9 protein-coding genes are annotated in these 18,663 nt (G+C 57.0%); 5 read left to right on the top strand and 4 right to left on the bottom strand.

Translation table 11 applies throughout. From position 1 onward, the window contains the following. The first annotated feature begins 121 nt into the window (after positions 1-121). Together SH139x_RS01235 and SH139x_RS01230 are read left to right on the top strand one after the other, a co-directional pair. Positions 122-2,755, top strand: coding sequence for a c-type cytochrome (locus SH139x_RS01235; protein ID WP_488353474.1), 2,634 nt, complete (start codon positions 122-124; stop codon positions 2,753-2,755). A gap of 200 nt (positions 2,756-2,955) precedes the next feature. After that, the gene (locus SH139x_RS01230; protein ID WP_488353473.1) at positions 2,956-3,816 is read left to right on the top strand and encodes a hypothetical protein; all 861 of its coding nucleotides are present in this window, start codon (positions 2,956-2,958) and stop codon (positions 3,814-3,816) included. A 37-nt stretch (positions 3,817-3,853) separates the two neighbouring features. On the opposite strand, the gene SH139x_RS01225 is transcribed toward SH139x_RS01230, so the two are convergent. Then, positions 3,854-6,019 carry a hypothetical protein gene (locus SH139x_RS01225; RefSeq protein WP_488353472.1) on the bottom strand — a complete coding sequence of 722 codons (2,166 nt, stop codon included), beginning with the start codon at positions 6,017-6,019 and terminating at the stop codon, positions 3,854-3,856. A 208-nt stretch (positions 6,020-6,227) separates the two neighbouring features. Here SH139x_RS01225 and SH139x_RS01220 point away from each other — a divergent pair, with 208 nt between their 5' ends. Next, the gene (locus tag SH139x_RS01220; protein WP_488353471.1) at positions 6,228-6,707 is read left to right on the top strand and encodes a CBS domain-containing protein; all 480 of its coding nucleotides are present in this window, start codon (positions 6,228-6,230) and stop codon (positions 6,705-6,707) included. A 60-nt stretch (positions 6,708-6,767) separates the two neighbouring features. On the opposite strand, the gene SH139x_RS01215 is transcribed toward SH139x_RS01220, so the two are convergent. Continuing rightward, the gene (locus SH139x_RS01215; RefSeq protein WP_488353470.1) at positions 6,768-8,234 is read right to left on the bottom strand and encodes a hypothetical protein; all 1,467 of its coding nucleotides are present in this window, start codon (positions 8,232-8,234) and stop codon (positions 6,768-6,770) included. Between the two features lie 499 nt (positions 8,235-8,733). Here SH139x_RS01215 and SH139x_RS01210 point away from each other — a divergent pair, with 499 nt between their 5' ends. Then, entirely contained in the window at positions 8,734-11,736 is a 3,003-nt protein-coding gene (locus SH139x_RS01210) for a TolC family protein (RefSeq protein ID WP_488353469.1), read from the top strand. 234 nt (positions 11,737-11,970) lie between these two features. After that, positions 11,971-13,671 carry a sigma-54-dependent transcriptional regulator gene (locus SH139x_RS01205; protein ID WP_488353468.1) on the top strand — a complete coding sequence of 567 codons (1,701 nt, stop codon included), beginning with the start codon at positions 11,971-11,973 and terminating at the stop codon, positions 13,669-13,671. A 440-nt stretch (positions 13,672-14,111) separates the two neighbouring features. On the opposite strand, the gene SH139x_RS01200 is transcribed toward SH139x_RS01205, so the two are convergent. Both SH139x_RS01200 and SH139x_RS01195 read right to left on the bottom strand, forming a co-directional pair. Then, positions 14,112-15,446, bottom strand: a complete 1,335-nt coding sequence (locus SH139x_RS01200) for a DUF1552 domain-containing protein (protein ID WP_488353467.1) — start codon at positions 15,444-15,446, stop codon at positions 14,112-14,114. Between the two features lie 18 nt (positions 15,447-15,464). Then, positions 15,465-18,614 (bottom strand): DUF1592 domain-containing protein, encoded by a 3,150-nt coding sequence (locus tag SH139x_RS01195; RefSeq protein ID WP_488353466.1) that lies wholly within the window; start codon positions 18,612-18,614, stop codon positions 15,465-15,467. Positions 18,615-18,663 lie beyond the last annotated feature (49 nt).

The raw sequence follows: 18,663 nt of genomic DNA, 5'->3' as shown, positions 1-18,663 counted from the left end.
GCGGTTAAACTAGGATTCGCGGCGGTGGTCTCCCGTCCGCGGCCGATCGCTACGAGGTGTTTCGGCTTCCCAACCGTGATGTTACCAGAGCTTATCGATTCGTTGATTGGAATTAGCCCGCATGCCTTGTTTTTTACCTGCCTCCGCGCTCTCGCCCCGCTCAGTCTCGCCCCGCTCAGTCTCGCCCCGCTCAGCAGTTTGCGGCTGGCTAGCAAAAGTCCTGCCCAGCTTGTTGCCATGCTTGGCGTTGGCATGGGGGCTGGGCTTCACCACTTCGGCCAGTGCGACTGAAGGTTTGGGTGTCACCCCCGCGGCAGCCTTCCGAGTCCCCGCTGGATTCGAGGTGGAATTGGTCTACGAAGTCCCAGCGGAACAGCAGGGCTCTTGGGTCAGCCTAACGGTTGATCCAAAGGGACGACTGGTCGCCTGTGATCAATATGGCGATCTCTACCGGGTCACGCTTGGCGAAGGAAAGGCTCCGATTGTCAAACAGCTCGACATCGACATGGGTGCCGCGCAAGGTTTGCTGTTTGCCTTCGACAGTCTGTATGTCAACGTGAACGACCAAAGTCGCCAAGGCGCGCGAGCCGGCGGTGTTTATCGGCTCCGCGACACCAACGGCGACGATCAATTTGATAGCGTCGAGCACTTGATTCCGCTGAACAACGGCGGCGAGCACGGTCCGCACGCGTTGATCTTGACGCCGGACGGCAAGCGAATCGTAATGTGCGCCGGCAACAACACGACGCTGCCGCAGGAAATTTCCGACAGCCGCGTGCCCCGCAATTGGTCCGAGGACCATTTATTAGGTCGCATGCCCGACGCTCGCGGACACAACGCGTCACGCTTGGCCCCAGGCGGCTTTGTTGCTTCTTTCGCGCCCGACGGCGGGGATCTACAGCTGATCGCCACGGGGTTTCGGAATGAATATGACATCGCATTCAACCGGCAGGGAGAGCTATTCACGTACGACGCCGACATGGAATGGGACGTTGGCACTCCCTGGTATCGGCCCACTCGCGTCAACCACGTGATCAGCGGCGGGGAGTATGGTTGGCGGAACGGAACAGGCAAGTGGCCAGCCTACTATCCAGATAGTTTTGGTGCGGCCGTGGACATTGGCCCTGGTTCGCCGACCGGCATTTGCTTTGGCCACGGCGCTAAATTCCCAGCCAAGTATCAGCGTGCCCTATTCGTGGCCGACTGGAGCTACGGCAATATTTTCGCCGTGCACTTGGAGGAAGATGGCAGCACTTACGGTGGAACTTACGAAACGTTTGCGACCGCCGCGCCGCTGCCGGTAACCGACATGGTTGTGCACCCTGGCGACGGCGCGCTCTACTTTGCCATTGGCGGTCGTCGCACTCAATCGGGACTATATCGAATTCAGTACACGGGAGATGAAGCGACAACTCCCGTGGATAGCGACCATGTAGACGGCGACAGCACGGCAACCGCTCAACAGCTACGCGAGTTACGAAAGCAACTGGAAAGCTATCACAGCAGTGCGTCACCACCCGAGTCCGCAGCCGTCATCTCGGCCGCTCTGCCAGCTTTGGGACACAGCGATCGGGGGATCCGCTTTGCCGCTCGCATCGCTCTGGAACATCAGCCGGTGGCCAGGTGGAAGAAATTAGTAGCAGCGACAGACAACGACACGGCACGGATTATCGGCACCGTCGCGCTGGCTCGTTGCGGCAGCGAAGCCGACCAACCGGTGGCGGTGGAGAACTTGCTCCGCGCCGATTGGCAACAGCTACCCACTGAAATCCGGCTCGCCCTGCTCAGAGCCTATGGGTTAACTTTCATTCGCTTGGGAGAACCGACAGCGGCTCAACGTGAACAAGTCAGCTCGCAGTTAGGCCAGCATCTGCCCAGCAAAGACAACCGGATTGATCGAGAACTTGCTGCTCTGCTGGTGTATTTGCAAGCTCCCGAGGCAATTCCGCAAACGCTTGAATTGCTAACCTCCGCACCGAGCCAAGAAGATCAAATCCATTACGCATTTGTCTTGCGCGACCAACGCGAGGGCTGGAGCGAGGGTGACCGCGAGAAATACTTTGGATGGTTCCAGCAAGCCGCGTCGAGCCGGGGTGGCATGTCGTTTGGTGGATTCTTGGAAAACATTCGCAACGCTGCCAAGCAAACCCTCAGTGAACAAGAACTTGCGGAATTTGCCGAGCTGTTAAAGCCGACGGCTCCCCGCGACCCGCTGGCCGATCTGGCACCCCGTCCGCTGGTGAAAGAATGGAGCGTTGCCGATTTGCAACCAATCATTTCCGCCAAAGACCACGTTTTTGATTTTGAACGTGGCAAGCAAATGTTTGCGGCGGCTCAGTGCTACAAGTGCCATCGGATGGGAATCAGCGGTGGCATCTTGGGCCCCGACCTGACCGGTGCTGGCGGCCGGTTCAGCGCTCAAGATTTGCTCGTGGCAACCATTGATCCGAACAAGGAAATCAGTGATCAGTACGCCGCCACGCAATTCCTCACCGATGCCGGCGAGGTGATTGTTGGCAAGGTGATCAACATGAATGGCAACAATCTGCAAGTGCTGACCAACCTGCTGGATCCCTCCAGCCTAACTTCGATCAATCGCAAAACGATCGAAGAGGCCCGTCCGGCGAGCAACAGCCTGATGCCGGCTGGGTTGCTGAACACTCTGAATGCGGAAGAGATTATGGACTTGCTCGGCTATTTGCGAAGTGGCGGAAACCCGGAACACCCGCTGTATAGCTCCAGCAAATCGGAATAACGAACCGTTTTCCCTTTCCTTTCGATTATTTGTCCCCGCTCGGCGGAACTTGCCCTGTGCCGAGCGGTTAAAGATAAGGATGAGTCGACAGGTCAACCCCCCTGAGGGGATACTGACCTGCCTCACTCGCGATCCGAGCCGGAAACGGTTCTTTTCTGCCCCCTGATCCCTTGTTTACTTCCGTTCGGAGAATAATTGCGATGAAGCTCACATCTTGCCGCGCCCTGCTTTCAGTGGCGCTTCTCAGTGTACTTTTGGTAACCCCATGCTTTGCTCAAGGTGGACGTGGTGGCAGAGGCGGCGGTGGCTTTGGCGGCGGCATGGGCATGATGGGCGGCGGTGGCGGCGACATGATGCTGCTCGGTCTGCTGCGTGTTGAAGCTGTCCAAAAGGAAATCGACATGAGCACCGATCAGATCGAAGCGATCGGTAAAGTGAGTGAATCGGCCACCGAAGGAGTCGAGCGACCCGACTTCCGCGCCATGCGGGACGCGTCCGAAGCCGAACGGGAAAAGATGATGGAAAAGATGCGAAAGCAGAGCGAAGAGATCGGCAAGAAAGTCACCGAGCAACTCGAAGAAGTCCTGTTCCCCGAACAACTCGATCGCGCCCGTCAAATCGCCCTCCAACAACAAGGGGTTGGCGCTTTCAACAACGCTGATGTGATCAAAAAATTAGAGATCACCGACGACCAAACGGAAAAAATGTCGGACATTCGCCGCAAGCAGGGCGAAGAAATGAGGACTCAAATGCAAGAGCTGTTCCGCGCCGGCGATCGTGACGCGATCGGCAAAAAAATGCGGGAAATGCAAGAACAGCAAATGAAAAACATGAAAGCCGTGTTGACCGAAAAGCAGACCAAGACTTTTGCCGAGATGCTTGGCGAACCCTTTGAAATGCCCGCCGGAGCAATGGGTGGTGGTTTTGGACGCGGTGGCCGTGGTGGTGGAGAAGCAGGTGGTCGCGGTGGCCGCGCCGGTGGAGCAGCTGGCGGACGTGGTGGTCGCGGTGGCCGGGAAGCAGGTGGTCGTGGCGATCGCGATCCAGGCAACGACGCCTGAGCCGCGTCATAGCAGGAATCGCTCTGAAACTGAACTGCTAGGGTGATTCAGATTTGACGAGTGCGGGCAATTCCCGCAGGATGTAACGTGGCAAAAAAACGATCCACTTGCCACTTTGTGAATCATGCACGGCCGGTACTTCGGTGGCAACCATACCGGCTGCGGCGGCAATTTTGGCTCGTGTCTCATCGACGGCTTGCTGCGAGCTGAAGACGCCCACGATCGGCATCGCCTCGTAAACTTCCTCAGTGCCCAGCCACCACACACCTTGGCCCGCATCCAGCGCCGTCAAAACGTAGGGAGCCAGCACTTGCTGGGCAACCTGAAACGCTTTAGTGCCTCGTGTCCAAGGCAAAGCAGTTGCTCCCGGCGTCAGGCCGTGCGACCAAGCGGCTTGCCAGTCAACCACCAACGCCGCGCCAGACTCGTGGGCCAACGCGCCTAGAATCATCTCAATCGAATACGGATTATCGAGATTCAAACCGGTCGGCGTTTCCGGCAAAGGCTGCCAATCGGCAAACCGATTTTGCGGGCCCAAGCTCTCATCGTAAACCGCGATCCAACGATCAACGGCTCCCGCCCCAAGTGGCAAATCCAAGCCGCGGGCTCGTCGCCAAGCGGCCAACAACAATGCGGCTCGAGCTCGCACCTGCGGTGGCCCCTCAACTTGGAGGACTCCTGACTCGACCGAGACTTTAGCCGCCGCGGCAGTGGGCCCCAGCAAAAGCTTCATGTCGGCTGCCATTTGCAACGGATCAGACTGCAAGTCATCAATCGTGAACGCCTGCTGCATAGCGTTAGCGAGCCGCTGATTATCGGGGAGCACGGAGACGATGCCGTCGGTCAAAGCCACGCGACACCCGGCCCGCTGCACCACTTGACCCAACAAGCTGAGGGCGGTCGTTTCGCCAACTTCCAGTGTCACGGCTGTCCGCGGTGACATGCCGGCGAGGTCCAACGCCAGCAACTCGTATTCAATAGGTATTCCCCCCAACTGCCCAACGACTCGCAACAAGCGATCCAAAGGCTGGTCGACCGCTTGCAGCTGTTTGACGCGCACGTTCAGCTGTTTCTGCACATCGACGCGTTCGGCGGGTTCTGGATAATCGGTCTCACGGACTGCCAACTCGGGGCGACGAATCACCAAGTCGGCCATCGTCGGTGGGGCGGCTGCCTGATTGCCCGCGTTGGTCACCGCAGCCTCATCGAGCTGCAACAATGGAACAAAGCGTTGTAACCCGGCGGGCAGCTCGATCGGCCCCTCAGCCGCGTCGTCGACCGCCGCACCACCCTGCAAAGTCGGCCCATCACCCAGCGGCCCATCACCCAGCGGAGAAGCCGGACCCTGAAACGGATCCTCCCCCCCCGCAGGCAAACCGCCGACCGGAGAACCTGGCTCAGCCGCAGCATCATCAGGCTCAGCATCATCAGGCTCAGTTAGATCAGGCTCAGCTAGATCAGGCTCAGTTAGATCAGGCTCAGCTAGATCGGGCTCAGCACTATCGGGCTGAGGCGTACCGGCCGTGACCGCGTCGGCACCCGCCGGATCACCATTGTTCACTCCGCTTGCTTGCTGCGAAGCTTGCCGCTTGCCGTTTCGCCAACTGCGGACGACCAATCCAAAGATGGTTGCCGCCAGCAGCAACGAGACACCAGCAATAGTGCCGACGGCAATGATTTGACGCCTGCGTGCCGCCGCTTCACTTTGAAAAGCAATTGGCGGAACCGCACCAGCCAGGTCCTCGGCCGCATCGGCTTCACCTTCAAAAGCGGGTGGACGACTTAACGGTGGGAGACTTGCTGGAGGCAGTTCGCCCCCCAGCCAGCTTTCGGTGGCGGCGGATGGCTCTGCCCCAAAGTCGACTTGCGCGAAATCACCCGCGACATGATCGAGCGGAGCATTATCTAGCGGAGCGATTCGCTCCTGCGTCAACGCTTCGCTGTCAACCGACTCATCCCCCATTGCTAGTCGATGTTTCCCAGCGGCACCCGAACGCGAACGAACGCCTGGCTCGGCAGCTGAAGATTTAGCTGGCATGGGCGACGCGGATGATTCGAGTGGGGCGGCCGGGTCGTCTGCCGGCGGTTCAATCAAAACCATCGCCTGGCACTTCGGACAAGCCACAATTTGCCCCACCAAACGCCGATCCTTCACCCGCAAGCGGCGTCCGCAGGTCGTGCATGTGATCGAAAAGTGATCCAACGGAGTTCATCTCCGAGAGTGGGGTGAACAATGAGTGAGCGCGCTAACCAGCGAGTTGCTCCAGTATACGCTTCAAAGCGGCTGTTGTCCCGTCGGAACTGCGGATACCCCCTTGACACCCTAGAATTTCGTTGACTTTCCCTGAAATTGCCGAAATGATGCGCACTGGCCGCTTTTCTCGTCTCCCAGCAATTCGGAGTGCTTCACCATGGATCAACCAATCGTCGCCCGTGACATGATGGTCCGCAATCTCGTTACCCTCAGCCCAGAAATGGATACCTCGCAAGCCATTGATGTGCTGCTGAGGCACCGCATTTCAGGTGCTCCAGTAGTTGATACCTGGGGCAGATTCTTGGGTATCTTCTCGGAGAAATCTTCCTTGGAGTTCGTGCTTCACACCACCTATGATGCCTTACCGACCTCCAACTTAATGCAGTTCGTGCAAACCGATCCGCCCACGATCAGCGAGGAGACGGACCTCTTGACGATCGCCCAAACTTTTTTGGATGCGTCCTGCCGACGGCTTCCCGTACTTTGTCGATCAGGCCGCTTGCTGGGGCAAATCAGCCGCCGCGATTTGCTGCGGGCTGTCCGCAGCAGCATGAAGCACGCCACTCCGGTGGCCGCCGAAAATGGAGGCAGCCTATATCTCAGTGCGATCTTCAACGCGGGCCAGCGTCCATTCTGACGAGGCTCGCCCAGCGTTTGACAATCTTTGCGACGAGCGCTGCAAAATCAGTCGGCGGCATCAGCCACCGACGGCGGCTTGTGCACGCTGATCGGCAGCCTTGCGGATCGCCGCTTGGATGGACGCCAATTCACGTTGGCCGCTGAGATTCTCACGATAGAGCCGAGCCATGGTCTGCTTCATCTCACTCAATTCGGCTTGCATGTCATTCACATAGCCGGTGATTGCTGCGAGTTCTTTCCCGACCTGAGCCTCATCCTTCTCCAGCTCTAACTTGCGTTGCTGACCGGTGGTCTGCATTTCAGTCGTTAATGTTAACGCGTCTTGCAAGACCGCTTGTTGCCGTCGCAAATTGACAGCTTGGCTGTTCAAATAATCGATCTGTTGCCGCATCGACTTGAGCACCAACCGGTAACTGTTGAGCGGCCTGACGAAGTACTCGTCGATGACCTGAACCACCCCTTCGCCGACCAGTAATTGCCCAGCTTCCGACTTGACAACGAGTTGATCTCCCACGTCGAAAGATACAACGTCGCCATCAGCCCGCTGCAGACGACTATCGACCGCTTGCCCAAGACCATCGAAAAACCCACCATCAATGGCACTTCGCTGCTCCATCGCATCGACAGTCAACTCGTATTTCTTAGTAAACTCAACTCGCATCCAGCGCGTCTCCGGACGATCATCAGGCAACACACTGGTCCCATCCCGCAAGTACTCTTCCAGCGCTTGAGGGGGGATACTGCTGGCGAGCAAGCTCCGCACCAGCTCGGAATTGATTTCGCCAAACAGCCGCTCATTGTCCGGCACGGTGTCAGCTTTCACGAAAGCTTCGTGCGAATCGGTGGGCATTAATTCGTAAAGTGCCCAGCGATTGGAATTGTTCGCAGCCCGGAGTTGCTCTGGCTCCAAAGGCGAAATGGGGACGATCGTGAAGCTATCCGCGGCGGTTTGGGCCACGCGGAATTCCCCTAAATAGGCCACCGGCAGCGCAGTGCCCCCTTCGGTGAGCACACGCTCGGCGAAGGCGTAGACGATGCTGCTAGCAGCCAGCGAGGGGATTTCAGGGGGTGGGTTCGCAGCATTCGGATCGGCGTCGTCGATCGGCATGCCATCAGGAGTAGCGACTGCGGGGGCTGAGGGGGCCAAAACAACCCCGTTGGGACCCCGGTCGCGAACTTCTAAATCGCGGAACACTCGCCCCACCTCGGCATTCAAAGCCCGCAATTCGGCCTGCATTACCAGCAACCCGGGATCCCGCTGGGGATCATTAGGAACGCCGTTAATCCAGTCCTTCTGCTCCTTCTCAGCACGCTCCAGCCGGGCCTGCAAATCGCTAGCCTGTTTGGATGTAGCGACGCGACTCCTCAATACCACGGCCGTCATCGGCAGCAGCGGAATCGTCAGCAGAAACGTTATGGCAACGAATACCAGCTGATACCAACGCCAATTCGCGGCACACTTCCAGATGATCCAGAAGAAGGCGATGACGTAAACAAACAACAAGACCAGGAAGACGATCTTCATTAGCTAAGGCCCGTGGGCATCCAGCGCGCCAGAATACGCCGTCCCACCTCAGGACAGCTCGAAGACGAGTGAACGTAGTTATCGATGTTAAGTTGGGAGATCTGGGCCGTCAAGTTTTCTCTGCCCAGGTACACCCAGCTTCTCAAATAAATCTGTCGACAGGAACTGCTTCGACCGCGCCAGCCAGCACAATCAGCTCAACCGACAGACGTCGAACCGGCTGACCACTCACTTCGCCATAACCGGTCCTGTCGCATCAAGTCGCACCAGCCGTCGCACCGAACCAACTGTTGGCGGCCGACTGCTTGGCACAATCAATCCAAGCCGTCGCTCTCTCACGATTGCTGTACGCAAACTGTTCGGCCTTTGTGCGTTTTCCGGGAGAACCCCAAAAAACGCACCAAACGGCAAGCGAGTTTGCCCCCAAGCGGGGAAAACAGCGTGTGTGCACACGGACTTGATTGTTCTAAGGTTATTCCGACGACGCGACGAGGCAAGGATGCAAATCAAAAAAACAAGTGTCCAGCATGGCCGGAAACGCACTCGGCTGCGAGCCGCGTTGCTGCTGCTGTGCGGCTCGATATCGCTCACATCGACTGGCTGTCAACGCTCTTACTATCGCGCCCAGGCCGATTCTGAGGCCTACGGGATCATCGACGAGAAAGTCCGGGACGCGGGTGAATGCCCCCCCGAACCACTCCGGATTGACTTGGATCGACGCAGCCGAATGTATAACCCGTTCGACCCGGACCGTCCGCCAATGCCGACGGATGACCCGCTGTCGCACAATTATATGCACTGCGTTGACGGCCGTCGCGGCTATCCGATGTGGCACGCCAACGGCACGACGAACGCGCAGGAAAGCCCTGATTGGTACCAATTTTTGCCGCTCAACGAAGATGGCGTGCTGGTGCTGAACGCGGAGAATTCGGTGCAACTCGCGCTCCTGCACTCGACCGACTACCAACAACAACTCGAGACGCTCTATCTGTCGGCGCTCGACGTCAGCAGCGAACGCTTTCGCTTTGACACCCAATTCTTCGGCGGCGCGCAAGGCTCCCTGACCGGGCTCGGCGAAGACCGCACGGCGAGCGACTCGGCGACGACGCAAATCGCTCTCGGCCCATTTTCCAATGGCCGGCGACCGATCGCCCTGCAGCGATCCTTCGTGACCGGTGCCGATTTGGTGGTCGGCCTGGCCAACTCGATCGTCTGGGATTTGTCTGGCCCCAATCCCCAAAGCGCACCAAACAGCATCCTCGATTTCACGCTGTTCCAACCGCTGCTACGGGGCGCCGGACGTGATCGCGTGATGGAGCGACTGACCCTCTCCGAACGCCGACTACTGGCCAACGTGCGGACTTTCGAGCGATACCGCCGCAGCTTTTACCTAAATATCACCACCGGCCGCGGCACCGAACGTGGCGTGCAACGATCGGGCGGGGTATTCGGCGTCGGACTCGGTGGCTTTACCGGACTGGGCGGCGGGTTCGCCGGCCTGGGAGGTGGCGGCGGAGGCATTGGCGGCGGCGGCTTCGTAGCACAAGCTGGTGGCTTCCTGGGACTCCTGCAAGATCAACTGCAAATCCGCAACCAAGAGGAAAACGTTGCCAGGTTGCGTGAAAACTTGCTGTTGCTGGAGGACACCCTGCGTTTGCAGCTAACCACGATTCCCGCCGACCAAGAAGAAATCCCGCGGCAGCAACTACAGATCGCCCAAGCTCGCAGCGCACTCTACAGCGCAAACAGCCAGCTGTTGCAAGCCAGAACGGCCTTCGAATCGACAGTCGACTCGTTCTTGGGAGATCTCGGCCTACCGCCATATATCTGCGTGCAACTGAATGACCCGCTGCTGGATCAGTTCGAGTTAATCACCGAAGAGCTCAAGAATCGCCGCAACGAAATTACCGATATACGCTTCGATGTCGGCTCTATCAATACGCGAATGTTGAACCTGGGACAGGAATCAATCAACCAGGAAACTGGCCTGCCGCAACGCCGCATCCCTGCGAGCGTTCCGCTGGTGGACGCGCTGAGCGAACTGCAAGAGCAAGTAGAACCAATCTCCATGTTGCGACAACAGCTGCTTGAAGCCGACCTTCCAGCCGTGGCGGATGACATCGCCAAACTGCAAGAGGCGCTGCCGTTGCGGCGTGGGCAAAATGAACGCTTGTCAGAAATCTACGAACAAGAAAAAGAACAGATCTGTTCCTTGCTGCCAATCTCCACGATCGATCCCGAGCTGTTTAACCTCAGCGAGACCGAACGCGTCGGCCAACAACTGCGCGACGAACTCGGAAAACTGACCGAGCGGATCGCCAGCTATGGCGATCAACTGGCGATGCTCGACAACCAGCTCGATACGCTGATTGCCGACGTGGCCGCTGCTGCGGAGGAAGCAACGGAGGCCGCCACCGCGGAAGACGCGAATGCCGAGCCAGTCAGCAACGCCTTGACCCGGCGAATCATCGAGGAAGCGATCCTGGCGAGCCAAACAATTCTCTCCAATCTCTCCGATGATATCCTCGCCCTGCAACTCGTCCAAGCTCGCGCCCGCACCGAAGCGGTCGCTCTGCCAGAAGTCGATCTCACACAAGGTGAAGCGTTCGATATCGCCATCACCAACCGACGCGATATCGCCAACGCCCGCGCTTCACTTGTCGACTCCTGGCGATTGGTCGAGTTCAATGCGGACGACCTGGAGAGCAACCTGGATCTCACCTTCAGTGGTGACTTGCGAAATCCAGCAGACTCAAATAATCCGCTCGACTTCCGCGACAGCCGCGGGAGCCTGCGAGTCGGGCTCCAGTGGGACGCACCGATCACCCGCTTGCAAGAACGTAATACTTACCGACAAGCACTGATCGAATATCAGCAAGCAAAACGGAGTTTCTACCAAGTTGAAGACTCCGTCTGGCAACTCCTCAGAGCCCAGCTTCGCCAACTGCGAGCGAACCAGATTAACTTTGAACTGCAACGCCAAGCAGTCCGCATCGCGGCTGACCAAATCACGCTCAACGAAGATATTCGCAAACTGCGTGAGGCCAGCGGGTTGGCGAGCGGTCCGACAGCCGCGCGGGATATTATCTTCGCCCTCAATGACCTACTCAGTGCCCAAAACGCGTTCCTCAACATCTGGGTTAACTACGAAGTCATTCGCCGAGGTCTCGATCTCGACTTGGGGACGATGGAGTTGACCGCGGAAGGCCTCTGGATTGACCCAGGGACCATTCGTCCCGATACCGTCGGTCGAGGACAACCGCTGGGCGGAGTCAGCCTCGGACCAGCCGAAGGGATGATCATCGAAGCCCTGCCTATGGAACTAATGGACGGCCAAACGCCGGTACCCGTACCAGCTCCCGTGCCAGCCCCCGTACCAGCTCCCGTACCAGCTCCTGTGCCACTGTCGGTGAACGAAAATCCTTTCTCGCCACCAGTCAGGCTGGCGGCACCCAACACAGGCATATCGCCCCCCGCTGGTGGCTCGCCAGCACGACGCTAGCAAGCCGGCACGGGACCGCAGTCTTGCTCATGCCGCTGAAAAGCGCATCAGCAAGGCTGCCTAGTAACTAGGCAAATCGCATCCGGCGATGCGATTAAAGGAAGATGCTGGCCCATTAAGATGGCATCAAGACGCCTTAATGGGTCTTTACAAAGGCGGAACGCGGCTTGCATTGCCAACCAGTGGAGGATGACTGTTTGGTCACCACCCCACTTTCCCACTTCCTGCTGATCAATGCCTTCCATGCCGGTCGGTCCCACGGTGGCTCGCGTTCCCCGTGTGACAGTTATCGCCCCCAAACGCCTGCTGCTCGGCAACCAGCTTGGACTCGCCACTGCGTCTGCCGAGGATGCCGCTCCACAACCGAACGGCGAAGCGGAGCCGTTGAACAATCATTCCGATTGGTCTCAACGCGGCGAACCAGCTCTGCTAATTCGGGCCACTCCCTACGATCCACTGACCCTGCCGCAGATAGCCGCCTATCCGTCGCGCCTGCTGATTGTTCATCCCGATGACCAACTCGACCCCAAGCGTCAACTGCTAGCGACCTTTCGCGAGCTCTTCGCCTCGACGCCCCTGTTGGTCCTGGAAGATGCTCAGCAGTGCCAGTTGCTGCTCAGCGATCAGCTTAGCCAGGCAACTTGCTGGGATGAAGTGCAACAATTGCTGACCAGTCCCCGCCGCGAACTCTCCGCCGGTCACTTGCTGATCGGCCGCAGCCGAGCGTTTCGACAAGTGTTGCAAGCAGTGGATCAACTCTCCGAGCAACCGGCTCCCTTGCTGCTGCAGGGAGAGCCGGGCAGCGGTAAGGCACAGCTGGCGCTCGCCATTCACCAACGATCTCAAAGACGCGAGCTCAGCTGCTGGAGCATCGATTGCAACCAACTGGGCAAAGAGGCTTGCCGGCTAGCCTTGTTTGGCCCAGCCGAATTTGCCGCCGATTCAACCGAAGATTCGCAGCAACATCCTGGACTGCTTCACCACCCAGACGTGGGCACCATCATCTTCCACGAACTCGCCCACCTGCCACCAGCGGTCCAGTTGCAGCTGCTGAACTGGCTCCAAGAACCACATCGCGACAAAAGCCACCGTCCCCACCTAGTCTTCACCACCTCGCATGATCTAGGACGCCTCGTCGCCGACCATCGCATGCGGGCTGATTTATTTTTTGAACTCAGCAGCCATCTCATTGGGCTTCCACCACTCCGCCATCGACGCGGCGATGTCGGGTTACTGGTCGACCATTTCACTCAGTGCCTGGCGCCGGCTCTCCACATCTGCCAACGCCCCAGCATCCGGCTCAGCGAAACCCAGCGTGAGCTGCTTGACAATTATGACTGGCCGGGAAACATCACTCAGTTGCGACGGCTAATCGTCTGCCATTTTCTTCGTCCTCAAAAAGTAACCACCAAAGGTAACCAAACGCCCGAACCTCCACCCGCCGCGGATCTATCGTCCGCAGATCAACTCCAGGATTTATTGCAAGAACTTTTTCCTGATTCCCACAGCGGGTTGCTGGAGCAGGCTGATCAAACTGCAACCAACAACACCCGCTTGCCCGACGCGAAAAGCAGCAACGCTGAGCTGGCCACAGGCGAGCCCATGCTCGTGGCTGACGATCAACTTGACGATCAACTTGACGATCAACTTGACGATCAACTTGACGATCAACTTGACGATCAACTTGACGATCAACTTGACGGGGCCACACCAAGGATTTGGTCGGTGCTAATCGATCAAATGGTATCCGATTCGTCAACAAACCTTTACGCGCGAGCGATTGAGCAATTTGAACGTGGACTTTTTACCGAGATCCTCAATCGCACCGGCGGCAACGTGGGCGAAGCAGCTCGCCTGCTGGGAATCACCCGCGTTAGCCTTCGCAAAAAACTGCAACACTTCTCCATCGAGCCCAACTACTTCGGTAAACTTTGATTGGTTGACCTCCATACCATGCAACAGGTCGACGAACAAATTCATTGCCACCAACCCTGAACGCGCCCGTCACTTAATGTGATCAGCATAACGTACACCGGTTTCGCAAAGCCGATGTTCGTTAAAAACTGTTAGCTGCCGTGCCATCGGGTCGCGCGAACGAATCCGCCTCGAGGTTCTGCTCCGTCCATCAGGCGACACGCGGGTGACTTTGGCGAGATTGGCATCGACAATGTTGCTGTTGGTTCCAGAGTTGGCATGGATCAACATTGGCCCTCATTGCATCACTTTCAACACGCTACAGAAAACGTGACATTGGCAGGAAGATAAATTACACCGCCCCTATTTTCCTGACACCATCTTCCTGCCACACCCACGGCAAGAACCTGAAGGTATTTTGCGCTCGGTCACGCGTTTTGCATCCGCCTGAGCCAAGCCGACTACGCGCCGAACAGCTCGCTTCCCAGCGTGCCTCGGCTATCACCGAAGGTGTCCACTTCGATGTTTAACGAATGCAGAATACTCAGATAAAGATTTGACATGGGCGTATCAGGCTGCTGAAGATGACTGCCATGCCGCAGCCCCATGTTTTTTCCGCCTGCAAGGAGCGTTGGCAAATTCTTGGGATAATGCGTCGTGCTACAGCCACTCCCAAATAGCACCAGCGTGTTATCCAGGACGCTACCGTTGACATCTTGAAATTCTCGCAACCGGCTCAGCAAGTAAGCGACTTGTTCACTTAAAAACAAATCGTATTTGGCAAACTCGAGCTGGCCAGCTTTGTCCCCAGCATGAGACAAATTATGGTGGGTTCGCGTCAAACCAAGCTTTAATGGAAACGTGTCACTGATGCCCATCCCATCTTCACGATTCAACATAAAGGCCACCGATCGCGTTATGTCCGCATCGAAGGCGAGGGCGATCAGATCAAGCATGTTACGGTAATACGCACCCGGTTCCCCTTCATTAGTCAGATCCAAGTCCAAATGGGAATAGTCTTGTGGCTTCAGTGGAATATCAATCCACCTTTCCGCAGCAACCAAGCGAGCTTCAATCTCATCCAAAGCAGTCAGATACTGATCAAGTTTTTCGCGATCGGCTTGCCCCAATCGCTGATTCAGAGCCCGCGTACTCTCCACCACCGCATCTACCAAGCGAATCCGTTTCTTGAGTTGTTCGCGTTGCAGAAGCAGCGAATTGCGATCACCTCGGAAAAGGCGATCAAAAACACGTCGCGGATTGTTCTCCGCCGGAATGGGCTTGCCCTCCACGTTGTAGGAAATGGTTCCCGTCCGAGACAAGAAACCAACCCCAGCGTCAATCGACAGCACCAGCGATGGTTGACGGCAAAATTGCTTGGTGTGTTGAGCGATCAACTGATCCAGGCCCACCGAATTAAACTTGCCCGGTTCCGGACTATGCAAGGGAGCCCCAGTCAACCACATGTCAGAACACATGTGTGGATCGGCTAGCACGCCGTTGGGATGATACAAACCGCTGACGAAGGTGAGCGAGTCGCGGAATGGTCGCAACGGCTCAGTCGACTTGCCAAATTCAAAGTCGCTGCCAACCTGCCTCGGAAACCAACTCCATTCATCGATCTCGTTCGCCGGTTTGGGCAACGACATGCCATTAGCCGTATATAACGCACAAAAGCGACGCGGCACCTCTTCCGCCGCCGACTTTCCCATCGCCTCCAACAAAGGAAGCGCTAACGTAACGCCAGCCAGCCCCTTCAGGACCGCGCGTCGATTTAATGGAGCGGGTGCATGCATCGCATTCGGCCTTTCACGTTATTTTTTTAAAAACAGGTCACTGTTGATGATAAAGTGCAGCATGTCTCGCGTACGATAACCACGAGCCTTCAATTCTAAGCCTTTTTCCTGCAAAAATACAATCTCGTTATAAGTGGGCGTACGCCCCGTGGCATACGTGGCGAGGTGCTTCATCAAGCTAAATGCGACTTGATCAAGCCGCTCCGTCGCTAAATAAGCTTGCAACTCGCCGAAATGCTTGACCTCGCTCCCCGGCACAATAACTCCCGCCAGTTCGTCACTGTCTGGAAGTTGAGAAGTGGTCTCCGCCTCCGGCACCATGCGGAACAGCCCAGCGGCATCAAACGCCTCAAAAGGGATTCCCCAAGGATCAATCCCCTCATGACACTTAACACATCCCTTTTGATTCCGATGTGCCTCCAACTGCTGCCTGAGCGTCAGCTCCGAAGTATGATCCTCCTCCAGCATCGGCACATTCGGCGGTGGATCGGCGGGTGGTTCGGCGATGATCTTTCGCGCCAGCCAAGCCCCTCGCTTAATCGGATTAGACTCTCGACCATTGGACAGCCCGGCCAGAATGGCCGCTTGCGTCAGAACTCCTCCCAACCGTTGTTCTTGAGCATGAGGCACCGGGATGAAATCGAAGCCTTGATCGGCTGCATCCGCCAAGCCGTAGTAGCTGGCGACAACTTCATTGGCCATCACAAAATCAGAGTTAACTAGATTCCGAACCGGCAAGTTCTCGCGGAAAAGATGCTCCAGAAACCGAACTGGCTCTTGGCGAAGTTGTGCTTTTGCCTCCCGCGTCAAATCGGGGAACATATCCCGATCGATCGAAACCACATCAAACTTGTCCAGACTCAGCCATTCGCTGGTAAACTGCTCCACAAATTTGGAAAAAAGCTGATCGACGATCATACGATCAACTTCGTTGTTCAACGTGTGACGCAGCGTACCAGTACTTGCCAAATGGAGAAGCCGTTGATCGGGCGGCGAGTTCCACAAAAAATAGGACAGCTTGGCAGCCAACTCATATTCATCCAAGTCTTCGGCCTGTGGCCCTCGGCTGTTCTCAATGATAAACAAGAACTGCGGTGAAGTTAAAACCACCGACAGAGCGTCCTTAATACTCTGCACAAAATCGGTTTGCTCATCATAGGAAACTCGCCACACATGCATCAATCGATCCAGTTCCGCCTCGGTCACCGGTCGGCGAAACGCCTTCTCGGCAAATGACTCGAGAATCGCAACGGCGTATGCTTCTGGCTCTTCCTTATCTGGACTGTCGATAAAAATGTTGCGATGCCTTACCGGGGGCCATTTGTTATATAAAGGTCCCTCGAATTCGACCGAGCGAACGAGCAGACGAGGCATGTCGCGCCCGTCCGTGTACTCGCTGCGGACCCCGATCTCGCGAATGCCGGCCAGATAATTGACGTTGTTGGCCTCCACGATGGGGCTGGGGAAATTATTGATAGCCCCCTCAAAGACATACTCCTGCCATCCCTCATGTGCAACACGTTGCAAATCTCCCACTTGCGTTAACGTGCTGCCACAGTCGCGCCGCAACCCTAGATGGACACCTAAAGTTGGTGTGCGATTTTCGAATCTTATAAACTCTTTTGTTAGCGGGTGACTCTCATCGAGCCGGCTGAGACGAACGCCGAGCAGGCCGGCATTATCCCCCGCCCGCGCCGCCATGGCGAACTCTCCCTCCTCTAAACGAACCACCATGAACGGCGTCGCATGGGTGTCTTCGGCACTGGCACCAGCGGCGTCCGGGTCAACCAACACTGGTTTGGAATTCGGCAGCTTTGCGGAAAAATGCCGATCGCCTAGTTGCAATTGAAAGTGCTGCGAATTGGCCGGAGTGGACAAGTGCACGTCCACCCGATAGATACCTGGCCGAGCGACGGTGACGGCCCCTGTTCCTGGCGATTTACTGTTTTCGCGAGAGCCAAGCTCTACAAACATCGCGTCGGCCGCAGGTTGGCGAACAGCAAAGAACGCATCATCGCAGTGAGAGGCGTCGTCGAGCAGCAGTGCATCGTCATATCGACGGGCGCGAACTCGCACCCGAAAGTTTCCCGAGTTGGGAAGTTCACGCAGCGAGATCTTGAAGTTAGCTTTAGGACCATAGGTGTTCTCGACGCCAAAAATCTCAGCACTCGGAATCGCCGGACGCAGTAGCAATCCTTCGTCAATCACTTCATAAGCTTCCCCCTTGGGATAACCGGGTGTGCCGCGGACACAGGCAAACACCGAATGATAGATGCTGTCAAATTTCCGCCAGCCGCGAACCGTATCATTCCCCTGGTAACCCTCGATAAAGTCGTAATTGGTTCGCATCGCGAATGGCGTAAATGCAAATGGTTTGGCTTGCTCGGGCTGCGTGACCAGGAAATCAGCGTTATCCAGCAGCGCGCTGTTGGCACCCAAGATCAACGAGTCCGGACATGGGTTGTCGTTAATCCCCTTGCCCAACTCCATGCGAAAGCTTTGAATCACCGGTGGAGTCCGTTCATCCACAATGCACAGTTCGAGCGCCTGGATAGCGATATCCAAATACGACTCCACCTGCAACGGCGACAAGATCATCGCTTGAGCATTGTTCGAAAAGCCCTCTTTTGAAATGGCATCAGGTGGTAAGACACTGGTCAAATCTTCATCCAAACCCAACAGGTCGCGCAGCGTGTTGCGATACTGCGAAACGGTCAATCGCCGAACCGTGCCGTGCCGCTCCGTGTTCCGCGTCCGCACGGCGATGATCGATTCCGAAATCCAGGCCAGCAACTGGGCTGACTCTTCCGCCGAAGGCTGAGGTTCGTCGGCCGGCGGCATCTCCGCTTGCTCAATCTGCCGCTGAATCCCCTTGAGTAGGCTCAGTTGCTCATCCAGAATCTCACCGGAGAGCTGGTCAACCCGTACCCCCGATTCTTGATTTTCGAGTTGATGGCAGCGCAAGCAATACTTACCGAGCAACGGCTGGATATCCTCGGCAAACGAGGTCCCAGCGGACCGGCCGAGCGATTGGGTGGCTGCCGCTTGCCCCCGCTCAGCTTGCCCTCCAGCAGTTTGGCAAATCATCGCCAACACGAACAAGCAAACGACGTTGAGGCAGCCGACCAGCGTGGGGGGCTGCAGCGGTTGCGGGAACGATCCAGACATATCGGATGGAGGCGGGTGGGAAATGTGGGGTGGGCTGGAGCGGCGAGGC

This window comes from Kothea flammea, assembly GCF_052161645.1.
Taxonomy (GTDB): domain Bacteria; phylum Planctomycetota; class Planctomycetia; order Pirellulales; family Pirellulaceae; genus Laterigemmans.
Note: the sequence above shows the minus strand (reverse complement) of the source record. Positions and strands in the feature narration are given on the sequence as shown.

Excerpts from the sequence above, each read along its gene's own strand:
- SH139x_RS01220 (WP_488353471.1), top strand. The coding sequence starts at position 6,228 with ATGGATCAACCAATCGTCGCCCGTGACATGATGGTCCGCAATCTCGTT.
- SH139x_RS01235 (WP_488353474.1), top strand. The coding sequence starts at position 122 with ATGCCTTGTTTTTTACCTGCCTCCGCGCTCTCGCCCCGCTCAGTCTCG.
- SH139x_RS01230 (WP_488353473.1), top strand. The coding sequence starts at position 2,956 with ATGAAGCTCACATCTTGCCGCGCCCTGCTTTCAGTGGCGCTTCTCAGT.
- SH139x_RS01205 (WP_488353468.1), top strand. The coding sequence starts at position 11,971 with ATGCCTTCCATGCCGGTCGGTCCCACGGTGGCTCGCGTTCCCCGTGTG.
- SH139x_RS01210 (WP_488353469.1), top strand. The coding sequence starts at position 8,734 with ATGCAAATCAAAAAAACAAGTGTCCAGCATGGCCGGAAACGCACTCGG.
- SH139x_RS01200 (WP_488353467.1), bottom strand. The coding sequence starts at position 15,446 with ATGCATGCACCCGCTCCATTAAATCGACGCGCGGTCCTGAAGGGGCTG.
- SH139x_RS01195 (WP_488353466.1), bottom strand. The coding sequence starts at position 18,614 with ATGTCTGGATCGTTCCCGCAACCGCTGCAGCCCCCCACGCTGGTCGGC.
- SH139x_RS01215 (WP_488353470.1), bottom strand. The coding sequence starts at position 8,234 with ATGAAGATCGTCTTCCTGGTCTTGTTGTTTGTTTACGTCATCGCCTTC.